17 protein-coding genes are annotated in these 16,985 nt (G+C 39.6%); all 17 read left to right on the top strand.

Features of this window, described 5'->3' with window-relative positions; all coding sequences use genetic code 11:
* The first annotated feature begins 39 nt into the window (after positions 1-39).
* The 17 genes from LXM54_RS07830 to pgeF all read left to right on the top strand — a co-directional run bounded on the left by LXM54_RS07830 (position 40) and on the right by pgeF (position 16,981).
* Positions 40-1,512: a UDP-N-acetylmuramoyl-L-alanyl-D-glutamate--2,6-diaminopimelate ligase gene (locus tag LXM54_RS07830; protein WP_233314503.1), complete on the top strand. Its 1,473-nt coding sequence runs from the start codon at positions 40-42 to the stop codon at positions 1,510-1,512.
* Positions 1,509-1,931, top strand: a complete 423-nt coding sequence (locus LXM54_RS07825; protein ID WP_233314501.1) for a hypothetical protein — start codon at positions 1,509-1,511, stop codon at positions 1,929-1,931. The genes LXM54_RS07830 and LXM54_RS07825 overlap by 4 nt, the downstream gene beginning before the upstream one ends.
* A 2-nt stretch (positions 1,932-1,933) precedes the next feature.
* Complete coding sequence (mraY, locus tag LXM54_RS07820; RefSeq protein ID WP_233314500.1) at positions 1,934-2,908, top strand: phospho-N-acetylmuramoyl-pentapeptide-transferase; 975 nt, start codon at positions 1,934-1,936, stop codon at positions 2,906-2,908.
* Positions 2,909-2,910: 2 nt separating this feature from the next.
* Positions 2,911-4,263: a UDP-N-acetylmuramoyl-L-alanine--D-glutamate ligase gene (gene murD, locus LXM54_RS07815; RefSeq protein WP_233314499.1), complete on the top strand. Its 1,353-nt coding sequence runs from the start codon at positions 2,911-2,913 to the stop codon at positions 4,261-4,263.
* Positions 4,264-4,403: 140 nt separating this feature from the next.
* Positions 4,404-5,504, top strand: a complete 1,101-nt coding sequence (gene spoVE / locus LXM54_RS07810; protein ID WP_233314498.1) for a stage V sporulation protein E — start codon at positions 4,404-4,406, stop codon at positions 5,502-5,504.
* 465 nt (positions 5,505-5,969) lie between these two features.
* On the top strand, positions 5,970-7,061 hold the full coding sequence (murG, locus tag LXM54_RS07805) for an undecaprenyldiphospho-muramoylpentapeptide beta-N-acetylglucosaminyltransferase (RefSeq protein ID WP_233314496.1): 1,092 nt from the start codon (positions 5,970-5,972) through the stop codon (positions 7,059-7,061).
* Between the two features lie 258 nt (positions 7,062-7,319).
* Positions 7,320-8,096, top strand: coding sequence for a cell division protein FtsQ/DivIB (locus LXM54_RS07800; RefSeq protein ID WP_233314495.1), 777 nt, complete (start codon positions 7,320-7,322; stop codon positions 8,094-8,096).
* A complete protein-coding gene (locus LXM54_RS07795; RefSeq protein WP_233314494.1) occupies positions 8,086-8,787 on the top strand; it encodes a DUF881 domain-containing protein in 702 nt (233 codons plus the stop codon). Before LXM54_RS07800 ends, LXM54_RS07795 begins: the two co-directional genes overlap by 11 nt.
* A gap of 50 nt (positions 8,788-8,837) precedes the next feature.
* Positions 8,838-9,566, top strand: coding sequence for a DUF881 domain-containing protein (locus LXM54_RS07790; protein WP_233314493.1), 729 nt, complete (start codon positions 8,838-8,840; stop codon positions 9,564-9,566).
* Positions 9,566-9,934: a small basic family protein gene (locus LXM54_RS07785; RefSeq protein WP_233314492.1), complete on the top strand. Its 369-nt coding sequence runs from the start codon at positions 9,566-9,568 to the stop codon at positions 9,932-9,934. The genes LXM54_RS07790 and LXM54_RS07785 overlap by 1 nt, the downstream gene beginning before the upstream one ends.
* A gap of 144 nt (positions 9,935-10,078) precedes the next feature.
* Positions 10,079-11,368, top strand: coding sequence for a cell division protein FtsA (gene ftsA, locus LXM54_RS07780; RefSeq protein ID WP_233314490.1), 1,290 nt, complete (start codon positions 10,079-10,081; stop codon positions 11,366-11,368).
* Positions 11,369-11,479: 111 nt separating this feature from the next.
* Positions 11,480-12,628 carry a cell division protein FtsZ gene (gene ftsZ, locus LXM54_RS07775; RefSeq protein WP_233314489.1) on the top strand — a complete coding sequence of 383 codons (1,149 nt, stop codon included), beginning with the start codon at positions 11,480-11,482 and terminating at the stop codon, positions 12,626-12,628.
* Positions 12,629-12,909: 281 nt separating this feature from the next.
* The gene (gene spoIIGA, locus LXM54_RS07770) at positions 12,910-13,851 is read left to right on the top strand and encodes a sigma-E processing peptidase SpoIIGA (RefSeq protein ID WP_233314488.1); all 942 of its coding nucleotides are present in this window, start codon (positions 12,910-12,912) and stop codon (positions 13,849-13,851) included.
* A gap of 43 nt (positions 13,852-13,894) precedes the next feature.
* Positions 13,895-14,614, top strand: coding sequence for an RNA polymerase sporulation sigma factor SigE (gene sigE, locus LXM54_RS07765; RefSeq protein ID WP_233314486.1), 720 nt, complete (start codon positions 13,895-13,897; stop codon positions 14,612-14,614).
* 257 nt (positions 14,615-14,871) lie between these two features.
* Positions 14,872-15,651 carry an RNA polymerase sporulation sigma factor SigG gene (sigG, locus tag LXM54_RS07760; protein WP_233314485.1) on the top strand — a complete coding sequence of 260 codons (780 nt, stop codon included), beginning with the start codon at positions 14,872-14,874 and terminating at the stop codon, positions 15,649-15,651.
* Between the two features lie 166 nt (positions 15,652-15,817).
* On the top strand, positions 15,818-16,081 hold the full coding sequence (locus LXM54_RS07755) for a YlmC/YmxH family sporulation protein (protein WP_233314484.1): 264 nt from the start codon (positions 15,818-15,820) through the stop codon (positions 16,079-16,081).
* Between the two features lie 78 nt (positions 16,082-16,159).
* Positions 16,160-16,981: a peptidoglycan editing factor PgeF gene (gene pgeF / locus LXM54_RS07750; protein ID WP_233314483.1), complete on the top strand. Its 822-nt coding sequence runs from the start codon at positions 16,160-16,162 to the stop codon at positions 16,979-16,981.
* Positions 16,982-16,985: the final 4 nt, after the last annotated feature.

The raw sequence follows: 16,985 nt of genomic DNA, 5'->3' as shown, positions 1-16,985 counted from the left end.
TGAGTACATATGGATTTATTAGAAAAGAGGATTTGAATCATGCAGTTAAAACAATTATTAAAAAGCTTAGGGCCATATGCTTTATATAATGGAACAGATGCAGAAATCACTTCAATTGAAAATGATAACCGCAAAGTGGGTCAAGGCAGCTTGTTCATCTGCATCAAAGGATTTACTGTCGATGGACATGATTTTGCTCATAAGGCTTATGAGGCAGGTGCCGCTGCTATCCTTGCAGAAAGAGAATTAGCCGAAGACTTTGACATACCGGTCATTATTGTGAAGGACACGAAAAGGGCGAGCAGCATTCTTGCTGACGCGTTCTATGGTCATCCAACACAAAAGCTAAAGCTTATCGGCATAACAGGAACAAATGGCAAAACAACAACAAGCCATCTGATTGAGACAATCCTGCAAAAGGCTAATAGACGTACAGGTATCATTGGAACAATGTATACAAAAATAGACAATGAAATTCAGGAAACAAAAAACACTACACCAGAAGCAGTAACTTTACAAAAGATTTTTCATCAAATGACAGAAAAACAGGTGGATACTGCCGTGATGGAAGTTTCTTCCCATGCCTTATATGAAGGCAGGGTGTTTGGCTGCGATTATGATGTGGCAGTGTTTACGAACTTGTCACAGGATCATCTAGATTTCCATGGCACGATGGATGAATACAGAAGAGCAAAAGGCTTGTTATTCACAAGGCTGGGCAATGTTTATTCAACAAAACATCCGAAATATGCTGTTTTGAACAAGGATGATGCTGCAAGTGAAGAATATGAAAAACTGACAGCAGCAATTGTCGTTACGTATGGAATTGACAAAGATGCAGACATCATGGCGAAGGATATACATATCGATGCAGGTGGAACGAAGTTTGAATTAATAACACCTGCAGGAAGCTATGCCGTTTCCCTGCAAATGGTCGGCAAATTTAGTGTATATAATGCTTTAGCGAGTATTGCAGCAGCGTTTGTGAGCGGCATTCCAATGGAAACGGCTATTTCCGCCCTTGAATCAGTAAAGGGTGTGTCAGGCAGATTTGAGACAGTTGATGCAGGTCAGGATTTTTCTGTTATCGTCGACTATTCTCATACACCAGACAGTCTTGAAAATGCCCTTGTAACCATTAAAGAGTTTGCAAAAGGTGATATTCATGTTGTTGTCGGCTGCGGCGGTGACAGAGATAAAACGAAGCGTCCTTTAATGGCAGAGATAGCGTGCAGATATGCCGACCATGCTATATTTACAAGCGACAACCCAAGAAGCGAGGACCCGCTTGAAATATTGAAAGACATGGTTTCAGGCGTTCCTGGCAAGGAATATAACGTCATTGCCGACAGAAAAGAAGCTATTGATCATGCGGTTAAGACTGCAAAAGCAAATGATGTTATTTTAATTGCAGGTAAAGGGCATGAAACGTATCAGCAAATAGGAGCACAAACTTTTGACTTTGATGACCGCCTTGTAGCGAAAGAGGCGATATTAGGAGTGAAAAAATGACACTGTCCTATAAAACTATTCTGCAGGCAATTCCTGATGCGAAAGGATACGCAAATGAAGAGATAAACTTTTTGACGGTTTCTTTTTTCAGTGATGAACAGCAGACTAAAGGACTGTTTGCGCCCTTGTATGGCAAAGAGTCCGGGGATTTGTCCACAGCAATTGCAAATGGTGCAATAGGAGCAATATGGGACAAAGAAGAAGAAATACCATCCTATACACCAAATCATTTTCCAATATTCTATACAAATGATATAAAGAAAGGCTTATACAAAATGATCGAACTATATGAACAAAACTTAAATGGACAACAACAAGCTAAATTTATTTATGCAAAAGACAAAAGCGCGAAGGCCTTGGAAACATACGACGGAGCTGTAATCAAAAATGTGCTTGGCGCTGTGAAAGGAGGGGAATGAACATGATGGAGAAAGTTATCTTTTTTACAATAATATTAGGGTTTTTAATAACGGTTCTTACTTCACCAGTTTTTATTCCCTTCTTGAGAAGGCTGAAATTCGGACAAAGCATTAGAGAGGAAGGCCCAAAATCCCATCAGAAGAAATCAGGGACGCCAACAATGGGCGGTCTGATGATTTTATTATCTGTTGTCGTAACAACACTCGTAATGACTTATAAGTTTACAGAGCCGACTATGAAAACATACATGCTCCTTTTTGTTATGTTAGGATTCGGATTGCTTGGCTTCTTGGATGATTTTATTAAAGTTGTGATGAAAAGGAATTTAGGATTAACTTCCAGACAAAAGCTTTTAGGTCAAATTGTTATTTCCGTTATTTTCTATTTTGTGCTGATGCAAAATGATTTCTCAACAAGCATCAATATTCCGCTGATTGATAAATCATTTGATCTCGGTTGGTTTTATGTTGTATTCATCGTCTTCTGGCTTGTAGGTTTTTCAAATGCAATCAACCTTACAGACGGTTTAGACGGACTAGTGTCCGGAACCTCTGCCATAAGCTTTGGTGCGTTTGCGGTACTTGCATGGAGCCAGTCACAGTTTGAAATCAGCATTTTTTCTGTGGCAATTGTCGGTGCTGTTTTAGGCTTTTTAGTATTCAATGCCCATCCTGCGAAGGTATTTATGGGAGATACAGGTTCATTAGCTTTAGGAGGAGCAATTGCGGCAATCGCTATTTTAACGAAGCTGGAAATTTTGCTTATTCTAATCGGGGGAGTCTTTGTTATCGAAACATTGTCAGTTATCCTTCAAGTAATTTCCTTTAAGTCAACAGGAAGAAGGATTTTCCGAATGAGCCCGCTTCACCATCATTATGAGCTTGTAGGCTGGTCAGAATGGCGCGTTGTTGTGACATTCTGGAGTGTAGGATTGCTGTTTGCAGTATTAGGAATTTATATTGAGGTGTGGTTATAAAAATGAAACATATCACTGATTATCATCATAAAAAGGTACTTGTATTAGGTCTTGCGAAAAGTGGCGTTAGCGCTGCTTCTCTTTTGCATAAATTAGGGGCGTTTGTGACTGTGAACGACAGCAAGCCACTTGGAGAAAATCCTGAGGCGCAAGAATTGCTGGAGCAGGGGATTACGGTTATATGCGGCAGTCACCCTGTGGAGCTATTAGAGGAAGGATTTCAATTAATTGTGAAAAATCCTGGTATTCCATACTATAACCCAATGGTTGAAAGAGCTGTAGAAAAAGGGATTCCCATCATTACAGAAGTGGAGCTTGCTTATAAGGTTTCTGAGGCTCCTTTTCTTGCGATTACTGGTTCAAATGGCAAGACAACGACAACTACCCTATTGTTTGAGATGCTTGAGGCTGCCAGCAAAAAGCCACTGATTGCGGGGAATATTGGAACTGTTGCTGCAGATGTCGCACAAAAAGCAGAAGCCGACAATCAAATTGTTATTGAGCTTTCATCATTCCAGCTGATGGGGATTGATCAATTCAAGCCGAAAGTCGCGATTATTACGAATATTTATGATGCCCATCTGGATTACCATGGCACTAGGGATGAGTATGCAAAAGCGAAGGGTAATATTACAAACAACCAGGATGAGCATGATTACCTTATTGTCAATGTGGAGCAAGAGGTGGTAATGGATATTGCCCGCAGAAGCAAAGCAACCATCATTCCTTTTTCAACAGCAAAGCCCCTTGAATTCGGAGCATTTGTAAAAGATGGTTCTATTTACTTCCATGATGAAAAAGTGATTGAGGTTAAGGATATCGTATTGCCTGGCGCTCATAATTTGGAAAACATTTTGTCTGCCATTGCTGCAGCGAAGCTGACTGGTGTTGACAATAACAGCATTCACCGTGTATTGAGCTCATTCAAAGGGGTAAAACACAGATTGCAGTTCATTGATGAGATCCAAGGGAGACGCTTTTATAATGATTCAAAAGCAACGAATATCCTTGCGACGGAAAATGCGCTTGCAGCGTTTACGGCACCTACCATTCTTCTTGCTGGAGGCTTAGACAGAGGCAATGAGTTTGATGAGCTCATTCCGTCCCTTAAAAATGTCAAGGCGATGATTACGTTTGGCCAAACTGCTGAAAAACTGGAGCGAATTGCCAAAGAGGCAGGAATAAAAACTATCCAACGTGTCGATAATGTGGACAAAGCTGTACCGGCTGCTTTCCAGCTATCTGAGGAAGGCGATGTTATCCTTCTGTCACCAGCATGTGCAAGCTGGGATCAATACAAAACTTTTGAAGTCAGAGGAGACATTTTTATTGAAGCGGTGCATAAGCTTAAATAAGGGCTTGTTTACATCCATCGTTTCAAATTAGGAAAATGATGATTAAGGTGATTTTATCACCTTAAAAGGGATAGGAATGTCACCCTTCATTCTAAAGTCCGATGCAAGCCCTAATACTTGCAACTCGAGGTGTGGAAAAGGTGCCGACAAAAAAAACAACTCCCGACATATTCCTTATTATCATCACGTTTACATTACTGGCGATAGGACTGATCATGGTGTACAGTGCAAGTGCTGTATGGGCAGATTACAAGTTTGATGATTCTTTCTTCTTTGCAAAAAGACAGATGCTTTTTGCCGGAGTCGGGATTGTCGCCATGTTTTTCATCATGAATATCGACTATTGGACTTGGAGAACATGGGCGAAAATTATCGTTATTGTATGTTTTGTTCTGTTAGTATTTGTACTTATACCGGGAATTGGGAATGTCCGTAATGGATCGCGCAGCTGGATTGGAGTGGGAGCATTCTCCATTCAGCCATCAGAATTTATGAAGATGGCGATGATTGCTTTCCTTGCAAAATTTCTGTCAGAAAATCAGAAAAAGATTACTTCCTTTAAAAAGGGGCTTGTGCCAGCATTAGGCATTGTATTTTTAGCGTTTGGGATGATTATGCTTCAGCCTGATTTAGGGACAGGCACCGTCATGGTTGGGACAAGTGTTGTGATGATTTTTATCGCTGGTGCAAGAATACGGCATTTCGTGTTTCTCGGTTTGATTGGACTAGCCGGCTTTGTCGGACTGGTTGCTTCAGCGCCGTACCGGATAAAAAGGATAACTTCTTTCCTTGATCCGTGGTCAGACCCTCTTGGAAGCGGCTTTCAAATCATTCAGTCTTTATACGCGATAGGACCAGGAGGATTGTTTGGCCTAGGGCTTGGAGAAAGCAGACAAAAATTCTTTTACTTGCCAGAGCCGCAAACGGACTTTATTTTTGCGATTCTTTCAGAAGAGCTTGGATTCATTGGAGGCTCTTTGATCCTGCTGCTGTTTTCCTTACTGCTGTGGAGAGGCATTAGGATTGCCCTCGGAGCACAAGATTTGTTTGGAAGCTTGCTAGCTGTAGGAATTATCGCAATGGTTGCCATTCAAGTTATGATCAATATCGGAGTTGTAACAGGCTTAATGCCAGTTACTGGGATTACACTGCCGTTCTTAAGCTATGGCGGATCTTCCTTGACATTAATGCTTGTGGCAATAGGGGTTTTATTGAATGTGAGTCGCTATTCGAGATATTAAATAAAGAGAAGCAGCATTACACGGAGAGGATGGCTTAAAGCCTTCCTTTTTTTATGCGTTCAGCAGGTAATTTTATTTAAAATCTTCATATAATTCACTAATATAAACAAATGATAACAATTATTTCACTACGAATGTAGGGAGAGGGGAGGGGAAGGGGGAGGATGCTCAAATAAAATGCTTGTTTGACAAGGGGTTATTAATGCAAGCCCCGCAAATGAAGCTCTTTTTATCCTTCAATAAATGTATTACAATTTGTTTTCAATTTTAGTAAATTACACGAATAGGTTTAAAATATAGTACAATAGGGAACATCTAGTTTTGGGCTTTAAGAAAATCCTCCAAAATATTCAAAGAAGATAGTTTCTGTTTTTCATAAATAAAGCTATAATAAAGAAGATTTGAAAATCGTAAATAAATGCTTAAATAAGCAGCTAGAACAAGTACGTGTTATGAGGTGGGAAAATGAAAATAGTGGTTAGCGGCGGTGGTACCGGAGGACATATTTATCCAGCACTTGCCTTAATCCGTGAAATACAAAAAGAAGTCAAGGATGTCGAGTTCTTATACATAGGAACAGAACAAGGGCTAGAGAGTAAACTAGTGCGCCGTGAAAATATTCCATTTAAAGCGATACATATAACTGGTTTTAAACGAAAGCTCTCACCTGAAAATGTGAAAACCGTTTGGAGATTTATTTCGGGTGTCAATAAATGCAAGAAAATCTTGAAAGAATTCCAAGCAGATGTGGTAATTGGAACAGGCGGTTATGTTTGCGGACCTGTAGTGTATGCTGCCGCAAAAATGGGGATTGCTACGATTATTCATGAACAGAACAGTGTGCCTGGATTGACTAATAAATTCTTGAGCAAGTATGTCGATAAAGTGGCAACATGCTTTGCCGAAGCCGAACAGTTTTTCCCGAAGGAAAAGGTTGTTCTAACAGGCAACCCTCGTGCATCGGAAGTATTAAACCAGGATGCAATTAAAGGAAAGCTTTCTGCCGGACTTAAACTTAATAGCCCAGCTGTGCTAATCTTTGGAGGCTCAAGAGGAGCGAGACCGATTAATGATGCGGTTATTGCTGCATTGCCTGAGTTTGGGAAGAAGGATTATCAGATCCTTTATGTAACGGGAGAAGTCCATTATGAATCAGTGAAGAAGGAAGTCGAAAAAGTCGGCAATCCGGAAAATGTGATTATCAAACCGTTTGTGCATAATATGCCAGAGGTGCTTGCAGGAATTGACCTGACAGTAGCAAGGGCAGGAGCTACAACATTGGCTGAGCTCACGTCCCTTGGAATTCCAAGCATTTTAATCCCAAGCCCTTACGTGACGAATAACCATCAAGAGAAAAACGCCCATTCACTTACTAATAACGGTGCAGCAAAACTATTGCTTGAACGTGAATTGACTGGTGATAGCCTGGTGAAAGACATCGATGATATTATGCTGCAGCCTGAAAAGTTGAAAAGCATGAAAGCTGCTTCATTGGAATTAGGGATTCCAGATGCTGCGATGAGACTTTTCAATGTTATGAAGGATGTCACAAAATAATCAGTTGGGTGGGAAAAGTTTTCCGTTTCCCATCCAGACTTTTCTTCAATTAATGTAATCAGGATGCTATAATCAAACATTAGAAGAGTTAAGTCTATTATATTTGTAATAGACAAGCTTTATCACCTTGAAAGTCATGAAAAAAGTTTCAAAACAAGACATTTTCTGCTTTAAATAAAACAGATATATTCCGATATATATTAAGTGATTATGAAACGGCAGCTTACATACTGTTGCTTGTTTGTTAGAGGTGGTTATTTGGATAAAGGGAAGATTGTTTCCATTGAAGATAGAATTCCTAAATTGAAACAGCAGCGAAAAAAGAAAGCAAACAAACGCCTCATATTTCTGCTCATGCTATTTTTTCTCCTCATTGGATGCATTATTTACTTTCAGTCACCATTAAGCAATGTGAAAGAAACAATCGTGACAGGAAACATCTTGTATACGGAAGGGGAGATAGAGGAAATCAGCGGAATCAGCTCTTCGACAAATATTTGGACTATAAAAAAGGACAAGATTGAAGAAAAACTGAATGCACTGCCTGAAATCAAGTCATCCTCTGTTTCTTTAAAGCTTCCAAACAAAGTGAATATTGAAGTGGAAGAATATAAACGGATTGCTTACATGGTAAGCGGCAATAAGTATATTCCCATTCTGGAAAGCGGAACTGAATTAGAGGGAAGAAGCTCTGAATCAACACCGTATGATGCTCCGCTCATTATGGATTTTGATAATGACAAAGCGCTGGAGAAAACAGTCAAGGAGCTGAAAAAACTCCCAGCTGGTGTTTACAATGCTATCTCTGAGATCCATTACACACCGAAAAAAACGGATTCATACCATATTAATGTATTTATGAATGATGGATTTGAAGTGGCAGCCTCTTTAAGCACTTTTGCAGAGAAGATGGAACACTATCCATCGATTATCAGCCAATTGAATCCAAAGAAAAAGGGTGTTATTGACTTAGAAGTCGGCTCTTATTTCAAGGAGTATGGATCATCAGAAGGAGAGGAAAATAGTGAAGAATAAACGAAAGGGGAGCCACGTAATCTTTTCTTTTGTTTTTCTTGTACTAGGGTTCATTGTTGCCTTTGCCTTCCAAATGGCCAATGCTGAAGACGGTCCGAAAAGTTTGAGTGACAGCCAGTTTGATCGGGATCTTGCATTGCGAAATGAGCTGATCGAACAAGAAGAAAGAAATAATGAGCTTTATAAAGAGCTCGAACAAGTTCAAAAGGATCTGTCCGATTACGAAAAAGAGCTCTCCACAAAAGCGGATGCCTATTACAATCTTGCTGAAGATGCCAATAATTACCGCATGTATTTAGGCAAGGTTGGCGTTGTGGGACAAGGAGTGCAGGTTACTCTAGAAGATGGGAATTATGATCCGAATGATGATAATGTTAATAATTATCTTGTTCATGAACATCATATCTTTGAAGTGGTGAATGAGCTTTATGTTTCAGGCGCAGCAGCCGTTAGCATTAACGGCCAGCGCCTAAGCCATGATTCTTATATTCTATGTAATGGACCTGTGATTGAAATTGACGGAAATCAGTATCCTGCTCCATTTGTGATTACTGCCATTGGAGACAGTGAAGTAATGGAAGGTGCATTAAACATTAAAGGCGGAGTGAAGGATACATTGGTGAATGAAAACATCAAATTCACACTCGAAAAGAAAGAGACCATTACAATGGAGGCACTTAGAACAAATTAGGTGAAAAGAGATGTGCTGCCGAATATTTATTATGGAAGTATGGTGAAGGCATGAACAAAAAACTTTTCACTATGACAATAATCTTGCTAGTAATCGGGTTTATGCTTGCCGTTCAATTCCAAACAGTCAAAAAGCCGAAGGTGAGAGACACAAGGGATACTTGGGAGTTAAAGCAAGCCCTTCTCAAGGAAAAAGAAACGGAGCTTAAGCTGTTAAGCGATATTCGTGCAAACAGCCAAAAAGTCGACGAGTATAAAAGCGACAGCTCACAGACGAAAGAAGAGCTCCTTCAAGAGACAATTGCTGAGCTGAAAGATGATATTGGTCTTACAGAAAAAGCTGGATATGGAATCGTTATATCCATTCAGCCTGTCAGCTCAGATTTGCTGATGGGTGATGAGCAAGGCTCCATTACAGCCGATCTTTTGAAACGGCTCATTAATGAGTTGAATTTGTACGGCGCAAAGGAAATAGCCATTGACGAACATCGTTACATTAATACTTCTGTCATTAGGGATATTAATGGGGAGACAAAGATGAACGGGTATTCTGTCAACAAATTTCCTTTGACGATAAAAGTGATTGCTGCAGATAAAAACAGTGCCGAGCAGCTGTATAATCGCATGAAGGTTTCACAATCAGCGGATGATTTCTTTATGGACAATCTGTTGCTGGATGTTAAAAAGCCGCAGCAAACAATAACCATTCCAGCATATGAAGACAATATCCGGATTCGGTATATGAAGCCTGCAGGAGATGAAGAAGGAGGCGGTGCTTAATGTGGCTGCCTATATTTGGCCTTATTATCGGCATATCACTTGGTCTTATGACAGATATTACAGTCCCGGATGAATATGCCAACTATTTGTCAATTGCAGTACTAGCAGCACTCGATACGCTGTTTGGCGGCATCAGGGCGCATTTGCAGAACATATATGATGAAAAGGTGTTTGTATCAGGTTTTTTCTTTAATATTCTCCTTGCTGCAAGTTTAGCTTTTCTCGGTGTTCATCTTGGTGTAGACTTATACTTAGCTGCCATATTTGCCTTCGGTGTAAGGCTGTTTCAAAATATCGCAGTCATTAGAAGAATCATCTTGACAAAGTGGGAAAATAAACGAGAAAAAACTGAAAAAAATCAATCATAAAAAAGGGAATATATTAGTTTTGGCGAATTATTTAATAAATAATATATTAATAGGGAATTTTATTCATTAAAATTTAACATTCGCTAAATAAGCAGGATAGCTGTTGTTCACTTATTTTTAAAAAGCAAAAGGAGGTGCCCGAGAATGAACAGCAATGAATTTTATGTAAGTCTAGACATCGGTACATCCAGCGTGAAAGTAATCATCGGCGAAATGATTAATGAGTCCTTAAACATTATTGGAGTAGGCATCGTACCTTCTGAAGGGTTGAGGAAGGGTTCTATTGTCGATATAGATGAAACCGTTCATTCCATACGAAGAGCTATTGAACAGGCGGAAAGAATGATTGGTGTAGAAATTAAACAAGTTATTGTTGGCGTTTCGGGAAATCATGTAAGCTTGCAGCCCTCACATGGAGTAGTGGCAGTTTCAAGTGAAAATCGTGAAATAACAATAGAAGATGTAATGAGAGTAAAGGATGCAGCACAAGTTGTTTCCATTCCGCCTGAGAGGGAGATAATCGACATTATCCCAAAGCAGTTTATCGTGGATGGTCTTGATGAAATTACAGATCCTCGCGGGATGATAGGCGTCCGCCTTGAAATGGAAGGAATCATTATAACAGGCAGCAAGACAATATTACATAATACGCTTCGCTGCGTGGAAAAAGCAGGCCTTGAGATTGTTGATATTACATTGCAGCCTCTTGCCGCTGGTTCCTTCGCGCTGTCAAAGGATGAAAAAAATCTTGGAGTGGCACTGCTTGATATTGGAGGCGGGTCTACTACAATCGCTGTTTTTGAAAATGGCTTCTTGAAAAAAACAAGCGTCTTGCCAATCGGAGGAGATCATATAACAAAAGATCTGTCCATTGGCTTGCGAACAACAACCGAAGATGCAGAAAAAATCAAAGTGAAATATGGCTATGCCTATTACAATCACGCATCAGAGGAAGAAGTATTCAGCGTTCCGATTATCGGAAGTGACCAGCATCAGCAGTTCAACCAACTGGAAATTGCCGATATTATTGAAGCAAGATTGGAAGAAATGTTTGATTTAGTGATGGACGAGCTAGAAAGACTAGGTGTGTATGATCTTCCAGGCGGTTTCGTACTTTCTGGAGGAGTCGCCGGAACAAAAGGCATTTTGGAATTGGCCCAGGAAGTTTTCCAAAATCGGGTCCGCATCGCGATACCTGATTATATTGGTGTAAGGGAAGCTCAATATACAACTGCTGTCGGCTTGATTAAATTCTCATACAAGAACAACAAGCTGCAAGGCGGCAGTATTCAACAGGCTGAGCCTGTTGCAGTTGGGGAACCAAAGGAAAAAAGAGCACCAAAACAGGCTCCACCAAAAGCTTCATACGAAAAACAGCCTGTCGAAAAAGGACCTTCCAAGCTAAAGAAATTTATGGGATACTTTTTCGATTAAAAGATAAAAAACATAAGAACTATTAAAATGGTATGTTTACTCCATATCACCAAGATTTGAGACGCGGACAGTTCGATACTGCTGAATATCGACGAATTAGGAGGATTTGTCATGTTAGAATTTGATACAAATATAGATTCATTAGCTGTAATAAAAGTTATTGGTGTCGGTGGCGGCGGGAACAATGCTGTCAATCGAATGATTGAACATGGTGTTCAAGGAGTAGAGTTTATTGCAGTAAATACGGACGCACAAGCGTTGAACTTATCAAAAGCTGAAGTGAAAATGCAAATCGGTGGCAAACTGACAAGAGGTTTGGGTGCCGGTGCTAACCCTGAAGTGGGTAAAAAAGCTGCAGAGGAAAGCAAAGAACAAATCGAAGAGGCTCTAAAAGGAGCTGATATGGTATTTGTTACTGCAGGTATGGGAGGCGGAACAGGTACTGGTGCAGCACCTGTTATCGCACAAATCGCAAAAGACATCGGCGCATTAACAGTTGGTGTTGTAACAAGACCGTTCACATTTGAAGGCAGAAAGCGTTCAACACATGCAGCAAGCGGTATCTCTGCTCTTAAAGAAGCTGTAGATACTTTGATTGTCATCCCGAATGACCGCTTGCTTGAAATTGTGGATAAGAGCACTCCGATGCTTGAAGCATTCAGAGAAGCAGATAATGTACTCCGTCAAGGTGTACAAGGTATCTCTGACCTTATTGCAACACCAGGGTTAATCAACCTTGACTTCGCTGATGTGAAAACAATCATGGTTAACAAAGGATCTGCATTGATGGGAATCGGTGTTGCATCAGGAGAAAATCGCGCGGCAGAAGCAGCCAAAAAGGCAATTTCATCACCGTTGCTTGAAACATCTATCGATGGAGCGCAAGGTGTGTTAATGAACATTACGGGCGGATCTAACTTAAGCCTATATGAAGTTCAGGAAGCAGCTGACATTGTCGCTTCTGCATCTGACCAAGATGTTAATATGATCTTCGGTTCTGTTATTAACGAAAACTTAAAAGACGAAATTGTCGTAACAGTAATTGCAACTGGATTTAACCAAGATGCGATTCAAGTATCTGCTTCAAGGCCATCTTTAAATAGCATGAAGCCTTCAAGCAACCCTAGCAGCTCACGTGAAGTGAAACGCGAGGAAAATCCAAACAGTGCAAAAGAGCCTGTACGCGGAAACTCAATCCAAACAGGTGAAGATACATTGGATATACCAACATTCTTACGTAACAGAAATCGCAGAAGATAAAAAAAAGCGGGATAATTTCCCGCTTTTTTTTTATGCTTTCATAGCCTGGGAAATAATTTCATTTTAAAAAAAACTGAAAATTTACCATTAGAACAAACTTATAGCAGAAGGCAAGAAATAGTGACAAAATCTGTTGTTAATAGAGAAAATTTCTGATTTTTTGATTACAGGAAGTGACACACTTTCCTCAAGCAGTAGGTTATACTTTTTCGTAACAGATTAATAGAGTTAGATGAGCAAGCAATCATGCCATAAAACTTTAGGAAGGAGGCTCAAACTACTTGGCCGTTTATTTAGATGTCATATGGCTGCTAAATTTCTTGTTTGACAGCTTGCTGCTCTACTTGACAGCCATCATCTTAAAAAGAGACGTAAAGCTTTGGAGAGTGCTGTGCGGCGGCCTGATAGGATCGATAATCATTCTTTTGGCAGTTACTCCATACCACATCTATACAAGTCACCCGATTTCAAAGCTAGGCTTCTCTTGTGTGATGATTTTGACTGTTTTTGGCTTTAAAAGACTGCGCTATTATCTTAGTGGATTAATGACCTTTTATTTTGTCACCTTCCTGATTGGAGGGGTCCTGATTGGCAGCCATTATTTTGTTCAGTTTGATTTTCAATTATCTTCTTCTGTTATGCTAGCTAGTGTTAAAGGTTTTGGTGATCCAATTAGCTGGCTGTTTGTATTGCTTGGCTTTCCAGCAGCCTGGCATTTTTCTAGAAAGAATGTAGAAAGCATTGAAATAACAAAAATCAAATATGAAGAGATTGTCCAAGTGAGCTTTCAAATAGCCGGCAAGGCTTTTACTTTAAAGGGGCTCGTTGACAGCGGCAACCAAGTATATGATCCAATTTCAAGAGTTCCCGTCATGTTTGTATCTATTAATGGAATGGGCGATGATCTGCCAGCTGAGTTATGTGAAATTGTTGATGACTCGGAAGCGATTATTCATGGGCAAAAGCAGCTAAGTGATGACTGGCAATACCGGATGCGCATTATCCCCTATAAGGTGATGGGGAAAGAGCATCAGCTCATGATTGCCATTAAGCCAGAACAGCTTGTCATTGAACAAAAAGATGACAAATATTTAGTGGAAAAAGGGCTGATTTCTTTTACAAGACAGCAGCTTTCATCAGATGATGCTTTTTCATGCATTGTGCATCCTAAAATGCTGACAGGCAAAAAAATCAATGTGGTAAACGAAGGAATGGTTAGTTAATATACTATACTCTTTTGATACATCATTTAGAAGGAGGACAATTATGAAAAAACTAAAGCTTCGCTTAACTTACTACTGGTATAAGCTATTAATGAAATTAGGTTTGAAAACAGATGAAGTTTTTTATATTGGCGGAAGCGAAGCATTGCCTCCACCGTTAAGCAAAGAAGAGGAAGAAGAACTGCTTCTGAAGCTGCCAGAAGGTGATCAGGCAGCAAGATCTATTTTAATTGAACGTAATTTGCGTCTTGTTGTTTATATTGCCAGGAAATTTGAGAATACGGGCATCAATATTGAAGACTTAATTAGTATTGGAACCATCGGACTAATAAAGGCTGTCAATACTTTTAATCCTGAAAAGAAAATCAAGCTTGCTACATATGCATCAAGATGTATCGAGAATGAGATACTGATGTATTTGAGAAGAAACAATAAAATACGGTCAGAGGTTTCCTTCGATGAACCGCTGAATATTGACTGGGATGGCAATGAACTGCTGTTATCAGATGTAATGGGTACAGAGGAAGATATCATCACGAAAGACCTCGATGCAAGCGTCGATAAAAAACTGCTCATAAGGGCATTGCATCAGCTTTCTAAAAGAGAGAAGCAAATTATGGAGCTGCGCTTCGGCCTTGGAACAGGCGAAGAAAAGACGCAGAAGGATGTAGCAGATATGCTTGGTATTTCTCAGTCCTATATATCCAGATTGGAAAAAAGGATTATAAAAAGACTGCAAAAGGAATTTAATAAAATGGTGTAGAGTGATCTGTCAGCTAAACTTCAACTAACAAGGATGAATTAATTCTTCTTTCTTGTTAGAAAGTGCGGCTGGCATTTTTTGTCGAATAAAAAATTTTTTTGTGCGAATTATTATTGCAGAAAAACATTGTACTGATAGTTTTTTGAAGAGAAAACGGTAGTGAATTTGGATTAGGATGGAAAATCACTTATGCATATTTTTCCTTCTCAAGGAGATACTGTTTTTTGTACAGCAGCTCCTGTGAGGAGGGAAATAGATTGACTCGAAATAAAGTAGAAATTTGCGGTGTGGATACATCTAAGCTTCCAGTATTGAAAAACGAAGAAATGAGAGAGCTCTTCAAGCAAATGCATCAGGGAGATATTACCGCAAGAGAAAGTCTCGTTAATGGAAATCTCCGCCTTGTATTAAGTGTGATTCAAAGGTTCAACAATAGAGGCGAGTTTGTCGATGACTTATTTCAAGTTGGTTGTATCGGTCTAATGAAATCTATTGATAATTTTGATTTAAGTCAAAACGTAAAGTTTTCCACCTATGCTGTCCCGATGATAATTGGTGAAATTCGCCGTTACTTGCGTGACAATAACCCGATAAGGGTGTCCAGGTCCTTAAGGGATATAGCTTATAAAGCATTGCAAGTCAGAGAGCGATTAATGAGCAAGACATCAAAGGAACCAACAGCTGAGGAAATTGCAAAAGAGCTTGATATTCCCCATGAGGATATCGTCTTCGCATTGGATGCAATTCAAGATCCAGTCTCTCTTTTTGAGCCGATCTATAATGACGGTGGCGATCCAATCTATGTGATGGATCAATTGAGTGATGAGAAGAACAAGGATATACAGTGGGTGGAAGAACTCGCCCTCAAAGAAGGAATGCGAAGATTGAACGATCGGGAAAAACTTATTTTAAGAAAGCGTTTTTTTCAAGGGAAAACGCAAATGGAAGTTGCTGATGAAATAGGTATCTCCCAAGCTCAAGTATCAAGACTGGAAAAGGCTGCTATTAAACAAATGAATAAAAATATCCAAAGCTAGTAGTGAGCTTGTACATGAGAACTGCCGAAAAAATGTTTCGGCAGTTTTTTTATGGGCAATTATCTTCCTGACGTACGAGAATTTGTACTAATTATCGTAATTGGCAACATATATTTTTATAAAGGCTATCCTTGCATTCAGTGATTATTATATAGGAGTGGGAGCAATGCTTAAAATTTCTGATTTTCAAATAAAAGATGTCGTCAATGTAGCGAATGGGAAAAAGCTTGGTAATATTGGAGATATAGATATTAATTTGCAGACAGGAAAGATTGAATCGATTATTATTGGCGGGCCAGGAAAGGTGTTAGGATTCTTCAATAGAGAAGCAGATATTGTGATTCCATGGAGCAATATTTTAAAAATCGGAGAAGACGTAATCTTAGTTAAATATACAAAGTCGCTCGAGCTCACAGAAGTGGAAGAATAGGGCGAAATATTATTGGTTTTTTTATGACCAATGCACAAGTCTATGGTAAACTATAAAAAAAAGCTGAGGTTATAAAAAATGGAACCTTTCTTATTACATGAAAATGAATATTTTACCATTCAATCATGGTGTAAAGACTACCCGCAATTAGCAGCAGGATTCACTACAAAAAACGGCGGCACAAGCATTGGCCATCATAAAGGTTTAAATATGGCCTATCATGTTAATGATTCAAATGAGAAGGTAACAGCAAATCGCCAAATTGTCGCAAATAAACTCCATTTCCCGTTGAGAAATTGGGTTGGTTCTGAACAAACCCATAAGAACAACATTTGGGAAGTGACAAAAGCAGATGTAGGTAAAGGGGCGTGCGACTATGAAAGTGCATTGCCAGATACAGATGGCTTATTTACAATGGATGAAGGCATTTTATTGACCCTTTGCTATGCTGACTGTGTTCCGCTGTATTTCATCCACAGGAAAACGAAGGCGATCGGCATTGCCCATGCCGGCTGGCAAGGTACTGTTAAGAAAATTGCCAACAAAATGGTCGAGGTGTTCAAATCACACGGAATTGATTCGAGTGAAATTGAAGTAGCCATCGGTCCGTCCATAACTGACGAACAATACATAGTAGACGGGCGTGTCATAAACAGAGTTGAAGATGCGTTAGATAAAGATGATGATAAGCCATATGTGCTTGTCTCCCCGAATCAATATTCATTGAGTTTACAAAAGCTGAACAAACAGCTGTTAATAAAGGCAGGTATTCAGGAATCCAACATTTTGGTGACTGGCCTTTGCACAAGTGTTCAGGAGTCATACTTTTATTCCCACAGGCGAGATCAAGGGAAAACAGGAAGAATGATGAGCTTTATTGGCTGGAGAGAGGATGTTTAAAGTA

It is taken from the genome of Bacillus sp. Au-Bac7 (assembly GCF_021341655.1).
Lineage (GTDB): Bacteria > Bacillota > Bacilli > Bacillales > Cytobacillaceae > Niallia.
Note: the sequence above shows the minus strand (reverse complement) of the source record. Positions and strands in the feature narration are given on the sequence as shown.

Excerpts from the sequence above, each read along its gene's own strand:
- LXM54_RS07790 (WP_233314493.1), top strand. The coding sequence starts at position 8,838 with ATGAACAAAAAACTTTTCACTATGACAATAATCTTGCTAGTAATCGGG.
- LXM54_RS07755 (WP_233314484.1), top strand. The coding sequence starts at position 15,818 with ATGCTTAAAATTTCTGATTTTCAAATAAAAGATGTCGTCAATGTAGCG.
- ftsA (WP_233314490.1), top strand. The coding sequence starts at position 10,079 with ATGAACAGCAATGAATTTTATGTAAGTCTAGACATCGGTACATCCAGC.
- LXM54_RS07785 (WP_233314492.1), top strand. The coding sequence starts at position 9,566 with ATGTGGCTGCCTATATTTGGCCTTATTATCGGCATATCACTTGGTCTT.
- LXM54_RS07830 (WP_233314503.1), top strand. The coding sequence starts at position 40 with ATGCAGTTAAAACAATTATTAAAAAGCTTAGGGCCATATGCTTTATAT.
- mraY (WP_233314500.1), top strand. The coding sequence starts at position 1,934 with ATGATGGAGAAAGTTATCTTTTTTACAATAATATTAGGGTTTTTAATA.
- pgeF (WP_233314483.1), top strand. The coding sequence starts at position 16,160 with ATGGAACCTTTCTTATTACATGAAAATGAATATTTTACCATTCAATCA.
- murD (WP_233314499.1), top strand. The coding sequence starts at position 2,911 with ATGAAACATATCACTGATTATCATCATAAAAAGGTACTTGTATTAGGT.
- ftsZ (WP_233314489.1), top strand. The coding sequence starts at position 11,480 with ATGTTAGAATTTGATACAAATATAGATTCATTAGCTGTAATAAAAGTT.
- sigE (WP_233314486.1), top strand. The coding sequence starts at position 13,895 with ATGAAAAAACTAAAGCTTCGCTTAACTTACTACTGGTATAAGCTATTA.
- murG (WP_233314496.1), top strand. The coding sequence starts at position 5,970 with ATGAAAATAGTGGTTAGCGGCGGTGGTACCGGAGGACATATTTATCCA.
- LXM54_RS07825 (WP_233314501.1), top strand. The coding sequence starts at position 1,509 with ATGACACTGTCCTATAAAACTATTCTGCAGGCAATTCCTGATGCGAAA.